The 12251-nt window shown below is 73.5% G+C and carries 11 protein-coding genes; 7 read left to right on the top strand and 4 right to left on the bottom strand.

All coding sequences use genetic code 11. The features are described 5' to 3' along the window. The first annotated feature begins 22 nt into the window (after positions 1–22). The 6 genes from BJY16_RS38250 (at position 23) to BJY16_RS38225 (ending at position 9132) form a co-directional block, all read left to right on the top strand. Positions 23–523 (top strand): hypothetical protein, encoded by a 501-nt coding sequence (locus BJY16_RS38250; protein ID WP_185044410.1) that lies wholly within the window; start codon positions 23–25, stop codon positions 521–523. Next, the gene (locus tag BJY16_RS38245; RefSeq protein WP_185044409.1) at positions 523–1878 is read left to right on the top strand and encodes a hypothetical protein; all 1356 of its coding nucleotides are present in this window, start codon (positions 523–525) and stop codon (positions 1876–1878) included. Before BJY16_RS38250 ends, BJY16_RS38245 begins: the two co-directional genes overlap by 1 nt. Continuing rightward, positions 1875–3182 carry a vWA domain-containing protein gene (locus BJY16_RS38240; RefSeq protein WP_185044408.1) on the top strand — a complete coding sequence of 436 codons (1308 nt, stop codon included), beginning with the start codon at positions 1875–1877 and terminating at the stop codon, positions 3180–3182. The genes BJY16_RS38245 and BJY16_RS38240 overlap by 4 nt, the downstream gene beginning before the upstream one ends. A gap of 20 nt (positions 3183–3202) precedes the next feature. Continuing rightward, on the top strand, positions 3203–4315 hold the full coding sequence (locus tag BJY16_RS38235) for an ATP-binding protein (protein ID WP_185044407.1): 1113 nt from the start codon (positions 3203–3205) through the stop codon (positions 4313–4315). Then, the gene (locus BJY16_RS38230) at positions 4312–7059 is read left to right on the top strand and encodes a DUF5682 family protein (RefSeq protein ID WP_185044406.1); all 2748 of its coding nucleotides are present in this window, start codon (positions 4312–4314) and stop codon (positions 7057–7059) included. Before BJY16_RS38235 ends, BJY16_RS38230 begins: the two co-directional genes overlap by 4 nt. A gap of 81 nt (positions 7060–7140) precedes the next feature. Further along, the gene (locus BJY16_RS38225) at positions 7141–9132 is read left to right on the top strand and encodes a sensor domain-containing diguanylate cyclase (RefSeq protein WP_275408053.1); all 1992 of its coding nucleotides are present in this window, start codon (positions 7141–7143) and stop codon (positions 9130–9132) included. 48 nt (positions 9133–9180) lie between these two features. On the opposite strand, the gene BJY16_RS38220 is transcribed toward BJY16_RS38225, so the two are convergent. After that, positions 9181–9552, bottom strand: coding sequence for a DUF2203 domain-containing protein (locus BJY16_RS38220; protein ID WP_185044405.1), 372 nt, complete (start codon positions 9550–9552; stop codon positions 9181–9183). Between the two features lie 15 nt (positions 9553–9567). Then, complete coding sequence (locus BJY16_RS38215; RefSeq protein WP_203758881.1) at positions 9568–10458, bottom strand: LysR family transcriptional regulator; 891 nt, start codon at positions 10456–10458, stop codon at positions 9568–9570. A gap of 71 nt (positions 10459–10529) precedes the next feature. Here BJY16_RS38215 and BJY16_RS38210 point away from each other — a divergent pair, with 71 nt between their 5' ends. Further along, entirely contained in the window at positions 10530–11369 is an 840-nt protein-coding gene (locus BJY16_RS38210; RefSeq protein ID WP_185044404.1) for an oxidoreductase, read from the top strand. On the opposite strand, the gene BJY16_RS38205 is transcribed toward BJY16_RS38210, so the two are convergent. Next, complete coding sequence (locus tag BJY16_RS38205) at positions 11344–11568, bottom strand: DNA-binding protein (RefSeq protein WP_307835711.1); 225 nt, start codon at positions 11566–11568, stop codon at positions 11344–11346. The genes BJY16_RS38210 and BJY16_RS38205 overlap by 26 nt on opposite strands. 60 nt (positions 11569–11628) lie before the next feature. Then, positions 11629–12213 carry a DUF1203 domain-containing protein gene (locus tag BJY16_RS47950; RefSeq protein WP_239176937.1) on the bottom strand — a complete coding sequence of 195 codons (585 nt, stop codon included), beginning with the start codon at positions 12211–12213 and terminating at the stop codon, positions 11629–11631. Positions 12214–12251: the final 38 nt, after the last annotated feature.

Here is a 12251-nt window from a genome sequence, read left to right as displayed (position 1 = left end):
GATTCCGAGGGAGGGACTGGTTGTGACAAGTGCCGTCGTCGCCTACGAGCGGCGCAGCTCAGCGTCCGTGATCGCACCGGTGGGTGCGCGCAAGTTGGCCAAGGTGCCGTTCGTGGAGCTGGCCGACGGGCGGCTGCAGGGGGTGGTCTCCAGCGGCTCCGACATCGAGCGGGTCTACGTCTCCTCGATCACCGCCGGTGACCACGGCCTGAGCTGCAACACCAACAACAACCGGCCGTGCGGCGGCCTGTCCGGCGGCGCCCACGCGTGCAATCACCTCCGCGCGCTCGCCGACGCCGCCGTCGCGCAGTACGGGCTGGCCCGCGTCGCCCGCTATCTGAAGGCGGAGCTCGCCGACGGCAGCGACAACCTGTGGTCCGCCCTGCACACCACCACCGCGCCGAGCCGGGCCGCCGAGGTGTTCGCCGGCTTCCTGCGCCATCTGGCCTATCTGGAGGTCGAGCCGGCCACCGACCCGCTCGTCGAGCTGCACTGGTTCCCGGCGGCCGGGGCGGTGCGCTGATGCTCGGTCTGCGGGAGGTCCCCGACGGCCTCACCGACGCGCTCACCCTGGTCGACGGCCTGGACGACGCCCTGGTGCCGGGCCTGGCCCGGATCGACGAGGAGCGCGCCGCCGCACTCGCCGCGGTGGCCGCCGCCTTCGGCGGGTCCCCGCTGGGCGAGCGGGTCGCCGACGCGGTCGGCAAGATCGTCGCCGGGACGGTGACCGACGAGCACCTGGCCGCCCTGGCCGGCGCCCGGGTCGCCCTGCTGGGTGCCGCGCACGACGCGCTGCAGAGCACCCTGGACACCGCGCTCGGGCGCCCGCGTTCCGGCTTCGACAGGGCCGCCGAGTCCGCTTCCGGTCAGTTGCTGGCCGGCAGTCGTTCCTGGCTGCGCGAGCTGGCCATCGCCGGGTGGCGCGGCGTCGACCACGAGCTGGCCGGCGGCGCCGCCCCGGCGGTGCAGTCGCTGCTCGCCGCGCCCGGCGGGCGGCGGCTCGCGGTGCTGCTCGACGGTCTCGCGGCGGAGCTGCGGGCGGCCGCGCCGGTCGCCACCCTGCCGCGGGTCCCGGTGCGCCGGTGGGCCGACCTGTGGAGCCGCGCGCTGCTGCTCTCCCAGGAGGGCTACCCGGCCCCGGCCGCCGCCCCGGTCGACGGGCGGCTGGTCATTCTCGGCGTCGACCTGCACGAGCACCCGACGGTCTTCCGGGCGCAGGCGCACGGCCTGCTGGAGACCGCCGACGGCGCGGTCCGGCTGGTCCGCACCAGCGTGGCGGCGGCCAAGGTGGACACGATCAGCGGGCCGTCCGCCTGGCGGATGCTGACCGCCTTCCCGATCTTCCGGGGCGTGCTCGCCGAGCACCGCACGGTCGAGGTGTCCGGGATGACGCTGACCGCCGCCGGCGACCTGATCTGGGACGAGACGAGGGCGGCGGCGGGCGAGCCGGCCGATCCGTTCGCGGCGGCCCGGGTGCGCCTCGGGACGGCCGTCGCGCCGCCGGCCGCCCCGCTCGACAGGCATCCCGGCGTGCTGGCCGAGCCGGTGCTGCTGGAGGGCTACGGGCATGCCGAGGACGCGTTCGACCTCGGCGGTCTGCTTCTCCCGCTCGACCTGGACCGCCTCCCGGCCGCCGGGCCGCTCACGCCGGCCCTGGTGGCGGCCTCGACGGCCTGCCTCGGGCTGCTCCGGTGGGACGGGCGGTGGCTGCTGCAGCCGCTGGCGGTGCAGGCCGTGGTGAAGAAGAAGCCGGTCGCCGCGCACACCGGCGACTGGGCGCTCGGGCCGACCGAGGCGAAAGCGGCCAAGGCCGAGGCGGCCGCCGGCACCGCGGTCGACGTGCTGCGCGAGCGCGCGGGAAGGCTGCTGCGCAAGTGAGCGCCGACGAGACCCGCAGACAGGTCCTCTACTGGCGGCTGATCGCCCGCCTCTTCGACCCGGAGGAGCAGGCGAGCCTGGAGTCCGGCAGCATGGCGGTGGTCGGCGACCTCGGGCTGCCCGCCGCGCTGCTCGACCCGGCCGTCTCGGTGGACACCGTGGTGCAGCGGTTCCCGGACCTGGAGGCCGAGTTCGACGGCCTGCTGGCGCCCGGCTCCCCGGCCGATGACCGCGAGGGCGAGGTCCGGCGCGCCGCCCTGGTGTCGAAACTGCTGCTCAACGTGTTCGGCACCGGCTCCGGCAGCGTGACCGCCGAGCAGCTGCAGCGCTGGCAGGCTGACGCCGGCTGGTTCGAGCGGGCGATGGGCTGCCAGCCCGGCCAGCTGCGCGGCCGCGGCGCCGGCGCCGACTCGCACGGCGTCGGCGGTGTGCTGGCCGGCATCGAGGGCGACCTGGTCAGCCGGATGCGGCTGCGCGAGGTGCTGGCCGACAACCGGCTGGCCAAACAGCTGACCCCGAGCATGTCGCTGATCGAGCAGCTGCTGCGCGACAAGGACAACCTGGACGGCGTCGCGCTGGCCAACGCCAAGGCGCTGATCCGCAGGTTCGTCGACGAGGTGGCCGAGGTGCTGCGCACCCAGGTCGCTCAGGCCAGCACCGGCACCGTCGACCGGTCCGTCCCGCCGAAACGGATCTTCCGGAACCTCGACCTGGACCGCACCATCTGGAAGAACCTGCCGAACTGGAGCCCGGACGACGAGCGGCTCTACGTGGACCGGCTCTACTACAAGCAGACCGCGAAACGGATCGAGCCGGCCCGGCTGATCGTGGTGGTCGACCAGTCCGGGTCGATGGTCGACGCGATGGTCAACTGCACCATCCTCGCCTCGATCTTCGCCGGCCTGCCCAAGGTCGACGTCCACCTGATCGCCTACGACACCCGGGCGCTCGACCTGACCCCGTGGGTGCACGACCCGTTCGAGGTGCTGTTGCACACCCATCTCGGTGGCGGCACCGACGGCACGGTCGCGCTCGACCTGGCCCGGCCGAAGATCACCGACCCGCGCAACACCGTGGTGGTCTGGATCTCCGACTTCTACGAGTGGCAGGAGCAGGCGGTCTTCACCGGCATGCAGGCCATCCACCGGGCCGGGGTGAAGTTCATCCCGGTCGGCTCGGTCAGCAGCGGCGGCCACCAGAGCGTCAACCCGTGGTTCCGGCAGCGCTTCAAGGACCAGGGCACCCCGGTCCTCTCCGGCCACATCAAGAAGCTCGTCACCGAGCTCAAGAACTTCCTCGTCTGAACCCGCTAGGAGATTTCCCGATGTCTGACATGCTGCGCGCCCCCGCCGAGATCAAGTACGCCGAGGAGCTGGACTGGCTGGAGTCGGTCGACGACGGCCCCAAGCCGTTCTCCTGGCGGCTCAGCCCGAAAATGGTGCGGCTGTTCATCCTCGGCTCGGAGCGCGCCGACGGCCTCGACCGCGAGATCGAGCAGAAGTGGTACGGCGACCGCAGCTTCGTCGAGCGCTCGATCGTCACCCTCGCCTCGGACCGCGGCCTGCTGCTGATCGGCGACCCGGGCACCGGCAAGAGCTGGCTGGCCGAGCTGCTGGCCGCCGCGATCAGCCGCAACTCCACCCTGGTCGTGCAGGGCACCGCGGGCACCACCGAGGACCACATCAAGTACTCGTGGAACGTGTCGATGGTGATCGCCAAGGGCCAGTCCCGCGCCTCGATGATCCCGTCGCCGATCATGACCGCGATGGAGAACGGGGTGATCGGCCGCTTCGAGGAGCTGACCCGGTCGACCAGCGACGTGCAGGACGCGCTGATCTCGATCCTGTCGGAGAAATACGTGTCGATCCCGGAGCTGGACGACGACAACATCGTCTTCGCCAAGCCCGGCTTCAGCATCATCGCCACCGCGAACAGCCGCGACCGGGGGGTCAACGACCTGTCCTCGGCGCTGAAACGGCGGTTCAACTTCGTCCGCATCCCGGTCGTGACGAACAAGAAGAGCGAGGCGGAGATCGTCCGGTTCCGCACCGAGGAGCTGCTGCGCCGGCACAACATCGAGCTGGAGGTGCCGCCCACCCTGCTCGACGTGCTGCTGCAGAGCTTCGCCGACCTGCGCGCCGCGTCCGCGTCGGCGACCAGCGACGACGAGCGGCTGGAGTCGGCGCTCTCCACCGCCGAGCAGATCGGCGTGCTGGAGGACGCGATCCTGCACAGCAACTTCTTCGGCGCCACCGCGCTGACCGCGGCGACGCTGGCCGGGTCGCTGGTCGGCTCGCTCGCCCGGCGCAGCCCGGAGGACCTGGCCATCCTCAACAAGTACTGGCACGGCGTGATCGAGCCGCGGGCCAAGGAGCAGAGCGGCGAGTGGGACGGCTTCCTGGACGGCGGCCGCAAGGCGATCGCGACCCTGTCGTGAGCAACCCCTTCGACGCGCTGCGCGCTCAGCTGTTAGGCGCCGCCGAGTCGCTGGCGGACGGCCCGGCGGCGCTGCCCGAGATCCTCGCCGGAATCGTCGACGATGTCGACCATGCGGTGCGGGAACCGCTGGAGATCTTCCCGGTCTGCCACCATTCGCCGGCCTCGGCGCTGGCCATGCTGCGCCGGCTGCGGGAGAAGCAGCCCGCGGTGATCTACCTGGAGCTGTGCGAGGACCTGCAACCGCTGCTGACCGAGCTGCGCAACTGCCGGCTGCCGGTGGCGCTGCAGGCCTTCGCCTCCGAGCTGGACGGCTTCCCGAAGGAGTCGGCCCCGCTCTCGGTGATCGCGCCGATCACCGAGGCGTCCGCGGAGTACCAGGCGATCGCCTACGCCCTGGACACCCCGGGCGTCGAGCTGGTCCTGGTGGACCGGTCCACCGACCACGTCTTCCAGTGGCAGCCCGACCTCGAGGGGCACGGCGAGGCCACCGAGCCGGAGGACGACCTGCACGGCGACGCGGTCGGGGTGGAGATCGGCGACCTGCGGCCGCGGTTCGCCGAGCTGGAGGAGCACCTGCTGCACCACGGCCGGGTCCGGCACTGGTCGGAGTGGTGGGACCAGTATGTGGAGCAGCCGCTGGCCGGGGCCGACCACGACACGTACCGGCAGGTGATGACCATGGTCGGCAGCCTGTTCCGGCGGCTGGCCCCGCACGACACCAGGCGGTACGCCAGCGACGAGGACCGGGAACGTTACATGTGGACCCGGATCCGCGAGCACCTCGCCGCCACCGGCACCGACCCGGCCGACTGCCTGTACGTCTGTGGCGCCTTCCACGCCGCCAGCCGGCTGCCAGAGGTCGGCTCGGCGCCCGGCACGCCGGACTTCGCGATCACCCCGCGGACCGCGACGACCTGGCTCTACGGGTTGATCCCGTCCAGCCACTCGGCGATCGAGGCGCAGTTCGGGCTGGCGCCCGGCTCGGTGTCGATCGCGGCGGCCACCTGGCAGAAACAGCTGACCAGGTCCCGGCTCAAGCCGTTCCGGCTGGACGGGCAGCAGGGCGGCCGGCTCCCGGCGCCGCTGCCCGGCACCGGGCCGGTCACCGACCACCTCACCGGCTACCTGGCCGGCCCGCCCGCGCTCGACGGGCTGGACGAGGAGGAGCTGCGCGGCTGGTGCGTCGACATCGTCCGGCTGGCCCGCCGCAACGGCTACCTGGCCAGCACCGCCGACGCGATCGCGGTCTTCGAGACGTCGATCCTGCTGGCCGGGATGCGCGGGCGGGTGCGGCCGACGCCGTACGACTTCCAGGACGCCGCGGTCACCTGCATCGAGAAGGACAGCGTGCCGGGCCGCCGGGACGTGCGGCGGCTGTGCGAGATCCTGCTCGGCGGCGACCGGATCGGCCAGGTCGGCTACGACGCGCTGCCGCCGCTGGCCCGCGACGTCTACGACCGGCTCGCCCCGCTGGAGCTGAACCTGCAGCAGCGCAGCATCCAGCGCGCGCTGCTCGACCTGGCCGCCCGGCCCGAGCTGGCCGCCTGCTCGCAGCTGCTCTGGATGCTCCGGTACCTGCTGCCCGACCAGGCGGTCCGGCCGATCATGGGCAGCCGCAAGCTCGGCGAGCGGCACATCCAGGAGAGCTGGGACCTCGACCTGGGCCGCCACCAGCGGACCATCATCGAGCTCGGCTACGAGGGCGTCACCGTCGAGCAGGTGCTGGAGCAGCGGCTGCGCCGCGACGCCTGGGATCCGAAGGCGACCGCGGCCACCGCGCTCAAGGCGGTGGAGAACTCGATGCTGTTCCTGCAGAGCCCGCGGCTCACCGACGAGCTGGGCGTGCGGGCGGTCGAGCTGCTCGCCGCCGAGCGGACCGTCGACGACGCGCCGGACGTGCTGCGGCGGATCCGGCGGCTGCTCGGGCACTACCGGGCCACCCGGCCGGTGCTGCCGTCCTGGTGCGAGCGGTTCGTCCGGGAGGGGTACGCGCACTACTGCACCCTGCTGCCGACCGCCTTCGTCGACGAGGAGACCGGTGTCCGGCAGGTCGGCGCGATGCTCGGCTTCCTGTTCAGCATGGAGAGCCTGGCCCTCTCGCTGGGCTGCGACCGGACCCAGCTGGAGATCGCCGTCCGGCAGTCGCACCCGGAGGTCCCGGCGAAGATCGCGCTGCTCTGGGCGGCCCGCAACCAGCTCGGCGACCTGCCGCTGGCCGAGCTGCGCGAGCGGGTCGACGGGCTGCTCGGCAATCCGCTCGTGGTGCCGGCCTTCCCGCAGTACGTGAGCGGCTTCGTGCAGGCCCTCGACCCGGTGCCGCGGCTGGCGCCGTTCGTGGTGGAGACGCTGTCCAAGGCGTTCGGCCGGCTGCCCGACCCGGTGCTGCTGCCCTGGCTGCCCAACCTGATCACCACGCTGAAACAGCAGGCGGCGGAGCTGGTCCCGGTCCTCACCCGGGAGGCGGGCCGGACCTTCCCGGGCACGCTCGCGGCGATCGACTCGTGGACGCCGCCGTGGCTGGCCCGCCGGCCGTCCCCGGCCACGCCGGCGGTCCGGGCTCCGGCGGCCGGACCGGCCGGCGCGTTCCTGGCCGCCCGGCCGGCGACCACGGACGCGGTGGCCGAGCTGCTGGGCTGCTCGGGGGAGTGGAGCGCGGTCGCCCCGGGAGGTGCCGGCCCCGCGGTGCTGTTGACGGCCTTCCCGGAGCCGGCCGAGGCGGTGGCCGCACTGCTCGGCGCCTGAGGCCGGGGCATTCTCCCCGTGGTCCGTTCTCTCAACTGGAGGTGATCCCGGCCGACTGGCCTGGTCGGCGAGGGAGGAACCGTGAGCGCTGCCCCGTACCGGGACCCGAGTGACCCGCGCCGTCTGCCCGCCCAGGGCGGGCGGCGGGCCGAGGGCCGCCCCGACAGCGAGCCCTCGGCGCGGTGGCGGCGTGCCGCGCTGGCCTCGTACTACGTTGCGTTGATGCTGGCCAACTGCCTCATGCTCACCGGGGCAGCCCGAGTCGTGCTCGCCCTGCTGGCCGGGGCGACCGCGCTCCTGCTGCTGGTGGCGGCGGCCCGCGGGGCCGGGCGGAGCGGGGCCGGGCGGAGCGGGGCCGGGCGGAGCGGGGCCGGGCGGAGCGGGGCCGGGCAAGGCGAGGCCGGGCGGCCCGGGGCCGGGCGGCGCGGGACCGGGCGCGGCTGGGAGAACCTGGCCTACCTCCCGGTGGTGGTCGCGGTCGCGCAGGTCGCGATCACCGGGCAGCTGCACTACACGACCACGCTGCTGCTGACCCTGGTCGGCGTCGGCGCAGCGGTCCCGGCCCGGCGGACCGCGGCGCTGGCCGGCCTGCTCGGCTGCGTCGGCTGGGTCGCCGCGGTGGTCACCGACGACCGGCTGCGCACCCCGGAGCTGGGCTATTACGCCACCCAGCTGGCCATGGCCGCGATGCTCGGGGTGATCCTGCACGAGGCGCTCCGGCGTCGCCAGCGGGACCTGCGGGCGGCCCGGGACGAGCTGGCCGTGGTGCTGGAACGCTTCGAGAACCTGTTCCAGGCGTCCCCGGCGGGCGTCGGGATCACCGACGAGCACGGTGTGTTCGTCGCGGTCAACCCGGCCTTCTGCGATCTGGCCGGGATGCCGGCCGACGAGCTGGTCGGGGCGAGCAGCCACGCCTACGTCGAGCCGGGCGTGGCGATCGACCCGGCCGGGCGGCAGATGCGTTACGTCCGCCCGGACGGGTCGGTCCGCTGGGTGTGGCTGACCGTCGGACGCACCGGCGTGCTGGACCGCACCGACACCCGGCACTGGACGCTGATCCACCTGCACGACGTCACCGACCGGCACCTCGCCGAGCGGGCCGTCCGCGAGTCGGACCGGCTGCTCGCCGCGGTCTCCGCCGCCGCCCGCCGGATCCGCACCGGCGAGGACGCCCGCGACACGATCATCGAAGCGGTCCGTGAGCTGGCCGAGGCCGACGCGGTCAGCCTGCTCGAACCGGACGGCGCCGACCTGGTGGTCACCGGCGACGTCGGTGTCCAGGTGGCCGGCACCCGGGTGCCGATGGACGGCACCTCGATGATCGCGACCGTGTACCGGGACGGGCAGCCGGTCTTCCTCGCCGACCCGGGGAGCGACCCGCGGGTGTCGGCCGCCCTGCTGCGCCTGGTCGACGCCCGCTCGATGATGTGGCAGCCGGTGATCGCCGACGGCCGGGTGGTCGCGATGCTGGTGGTCAGCTGGCGGACCCGGATCACCTCGGTCAGCGACCTGCGCGCCCGGGCGGTGGCGCTGCTCGCCGACGAGACCGCGCTCGCGCTGGACCACGAACGGCTGCTGTCCCGGCTGGAGCAGATGGCCTACACCGACACGCTGACCGGCTTGTCGAACCGGCGGGCCTGGCAGGCCGGCTTCGCCGAGTTGCTGGTGGCGGCCCGGGCCGGCGGGCAGCCGCTGGCCGTGGCGATCGCCGACCTGGACCACTTCAAGCGGTACAACGACACGTACGGCCACCCGGCCGGCGACGACCTGCTGATCGCCACCGCGGCCGCGTTCCGGGCCCAGCTGCGCGACGGCGACCTGATCGCCCGGTGGGGCGGCGAGGAGTTCGTGATCGCGCTGCCCGGCTGCGACGACGCGGCGGCGGCCGAGATCCTGAACCGGTTGCGGTCCGCGACGCCGGCGCCGGAGACGTGCAGCATCGGGTTCGCGGTCTGGTCCGGCGCCGAGTCGTCCGAGCGCCTGCTGGAGCGTGCCGACCACGCCCTCTACGCGGCGAAGGCGGCGGGCCGGGACACCGTCCTGGGCGCCACGCCGGTGACCGCCGGCTCCTGAGCGCGATCAGGCCGCGCGGGATCCGCCGCCGGCCGGCCACGCCCATGGTCAGGCCGTGGGCGGGATCCGCCGCCGGCCGGCCACGCCCAGGTCAGGCCGGTGGTACCAGCCCAGCTCGGCCTCGCCCTCCAGCCAGCAGAGCAGCACCGGCAGGCCATCCAGGTCGGCCGGGAAGTCGATCAGCAGCGGCGCCACGCTCTTCAGCTCCGCCCCGGACTCCTGGATCTCGGTCATCAACTCGTTCAGCCGGGCCTCGGCGGCCTTGCGCTCCGGCAGCCCGCCCAGCGACGTCGGCTCACCGCCCGGGACCAGCGCCGCGGACAGCTCCACCATGTCCGCCCGGAGCTCGACGATCTCGTCCAGGGCCGGCCGCAGCCGCGCCAGCTCCGACCGTGCCTCCGCCAGCGTGAACAGCCCCATGGCGACAGTTAACCACTATCCGCCGCTGGTCAGATCGGTGGTGCTGGCCAGGTGCCCGACGATCGCCTGCAGCTGCCCGCGCATCGGGTGGTCGCGCGCCGGGTTCCAGGCCAGCACGGTCTCCGCGACCTCCCCGGTGAGCGGCACGAAGACCACCCCGGACCGCCGGATGCTCGCCGCGGACCGGGCCAGCCGGGTCACCCCGACGCCGGCCGCGACCAGCCCGAGCAGGCTCGGCACCCCGGACGCGCGCTGCACCACCCGGGGCTCGAAGCCGGCCGCGGTGAAGTCCCGGTCGTACTTGTCGTGCCACGGCGGCCAGGACTCCCGCGGCGTGAGCACCCAGTCCTCCCCGGCCAGCTCGCCGAGCGAGAGCGCGGCGGCGCCGGCGAGCCGATGGCCGGACGGCAGCACCGCGCACACCGGCTCGGTGGTGATCGTCCAGGTGGCCAGGTCGGCGACCAGCGGCGGGCGGGTGAACGCCAGGTCGATCCGGCCCTCGCGCAGCCCGGCGACCAGGGCGTCGATCGGCAGGTCGTGGGTGGACAGCGCGACCCGGGGCAGCCGGTCGCGGACCGCCCGGACCACGGCGGGCAGCATGTAGTTCGCCGTCGAGGAGAGAAACCCCAGCGAGATCTGGTCGGTCGCGGCCCGCTGCGCCGCCGCGACGGCTTCTTCGGTACGCGTGAGCACGTCCCGGGCACCGGGCAGCAGCGCCTCCCCGGCCGGGGTGAGCCGCGTCCCCCGGGTGTCCCGGTCGAACAACCGCACCCCGATCTGCCGCTCCAGCACCCCGATCTGCTGGGACAGCGACTGCTGCGCGACGTGCAGCTGCGCGGCGGCCCGGGTGAAGCTGAGCTGATCGGCCACCGCCACGAAGTACCGCAGCTGCCGCAGTTCCGTCACAGTCAGGGACTGTAACCGCCATCGGAAACCGGTGTTGGCCGGCGTGCCCCGGCCCTGGAAAGACTCGGGGCATGACCAATCAGACGGAACGGGTGTGGCTGATCACCGGGTGCTCGGCCGGTTTCGGGCGGGAACTGGCCCTGGCCGCGCTGGACGTCGGTGACCGGGTGATGGCCACCGCACGGGATCCGCGCCGGCTGACCGGGCTGGCCGCGGCCGGCGGGGACCGGGTGCGTACCGCGGCTCTCGACGTGACCGACAGCGATCAGGTGGCGGCCGCCGTGCAACGGACCGTCGCCGAGTTCGGCCGGATCGACGTGGTGGTGAACAACGCCGGGCACGGCAGCGTCGGCGCGGTCGAGGAACTGACCATGGCCGAGCTGCGCGCGGTGCTCGACGTGATGTTCTTCGGCGCGGTCGAGGTGACCAAGGCCGCCCTGCCGCACCTGCGCCGCCGGGGCAGTGGCGCGATCGTGCAGATCAGCTCGATGGGCGGGCAGCTCAGCATGCCCGGGTTCGGTGCCTACTGTGCGGCGAAGTTCGCCCTGGAAGGGTTGTCCGAGGCGCTGGCGGCCGAGGTGCGGCCGTTCGGCGTACGGGTGGTGATCGTGGAGCCGGGAGCCTTCCGCACCGAGTTCGGCGGGAGCCGGATGCACCGGTCGGCGGCGATCGACGCCTACGCGGCGTCGGTGGGTCCGACGCGGGCCGCGGTCGACGCGATGGACGGCACCCAGCCGGGCGATCCGGCCAAGGCGGCCCGAGCGATCCTGACCGCTCTGGATCACCCGGAGCCGCCGTTGCGCCTGGCCCTGGGCAGCGACGCGGTCGACGCCATCGCCGCCCACCAGGAATGGTTGCGGGCCGAGCTGACCGGCTGGGAGAAACTCAGCCGGTCGACGGATCGTGGATGAAGTCGGCGTTCGGCAGCGCGTCCGCGGCACGCTGATAGGTGATCCACAACTCGATGTCGGATTTCAACCAGACGCGTCCCATGGCGAGCTCGTCATAGGGAACGGGCCAGTCGTCGCGCTCACTGAGTTGCTGGACGCGCTGGCGGCTGAGCCCGAGCCGTTTGGCGATCTCGCCGGCTCCCATGAGATATTGCGACACGCCCCCGACTATAGTCGTGCGTCATCTAGTCGTATAGGCAGTGGTCGTCCGATCGATACCTCACCGTGAGCTGCGCGTCGCCACGAACATGAAGCATCCGTAGGCGACATTCCGGCTGTGCACCTGCACGACGTCCGGGTCGGCGAAGACCGCGGCGAGCGCCCCGTCCGGATCCGACCCGTCGTGCACCCGGGTGCTCGGATGGATCCAGCCGCGCGCGTCATAGGCCCGCAACACTTGCGGCCGCCCGCGCCACGCGTCCGGATAGCCGCCGCCCGCGGTGCGGTCCGGCTCGCTGTCCGCGGTGCGGTCCGGCCCGCTGTCCGCGGTACGGTCCGACTCGGCGTCCGCGGCTTGTTCCGGCCCGGCGTTCGCGGTCCGGTCCGGCTCGGCGTCCGCGGCTCGTTGCGGCCCGGCGCACGGCACGGCATGCGCGAAGACGGCGCCCACTTCCCGGTACGGACTGGGCGGCAGCGGCGGCTCATAGGTGAAGAGCAGCAGCTCCTCACCGGCGCGAGCGTCCCGCAGGCAGCACCGCAGCGGCTCCCCGCCGGTCGCCACCGAGCGTGCGTGCGCGGGCCCGTCGGCGCTCGACCGGGCCTGCTCCAGAATCTCCGGCGGAAGGGCATGGATCTCGTAACTCATGCCGCCATCGTGCGCCCGCCCCGCCGACCCGGTCTGGC

It is taken from the genome of Actinoplanes octamycinicus (assembly GCF_014205225.1).
In the GTDB taxonomy this organism is placed as follows: domain Bacteria; phylum Actinomycetota; class Actinomycetes; order Mycobacteriales; family Micromonosporaceae; genus Actinoplanes; species Actinoplanes octamycinicus.
This window is presented reverse-complemented; position numbering and strand designations above follow the sequence as displayed.

What these genes read in the sequence shown, in the direction of transcription:
- BJY16_RS38245 (WP_185044409.1), top strand. Translation starts at nt 523, where the DNA reads ATGCTCGGTCTGCGGGAGGTCCCCGACGGCCTCACCGACGCGCTCACC.
- BJY16_RS38235 (WP_185044407.1), top strand. Translation starts at nt 3,203, where the DNA reads ATGTCTGACATGCTGCGCGCCCCCGCCGAGATCAAGTACGCCGAGGAG.
- BJY16_RS38220 (WP_185044405.1), bottom strand. Translation starts at nt 9,552, where the DNA reads ATGGGGCTGTTCACGCTGGCGGAGGCACGGTCGGAGCTGGCGCGGCTG.
- BJY16_RS38210 (WP_185044404.1), top strand. Translation starts at nt 10,530, where the DNA reads ATGACCAATCAGACGGAACGGGTGTGGCTGATCACCGGGTGCTCGGCC.
- BJY16_RS47950 (WP_239176937.1), bottom strand. Translation starts at nt 12,213, where the DNA reads ATGAGTTACGAGATCCATGCCCTTCCGCCGGAGATTCTGGAGCAGGCC.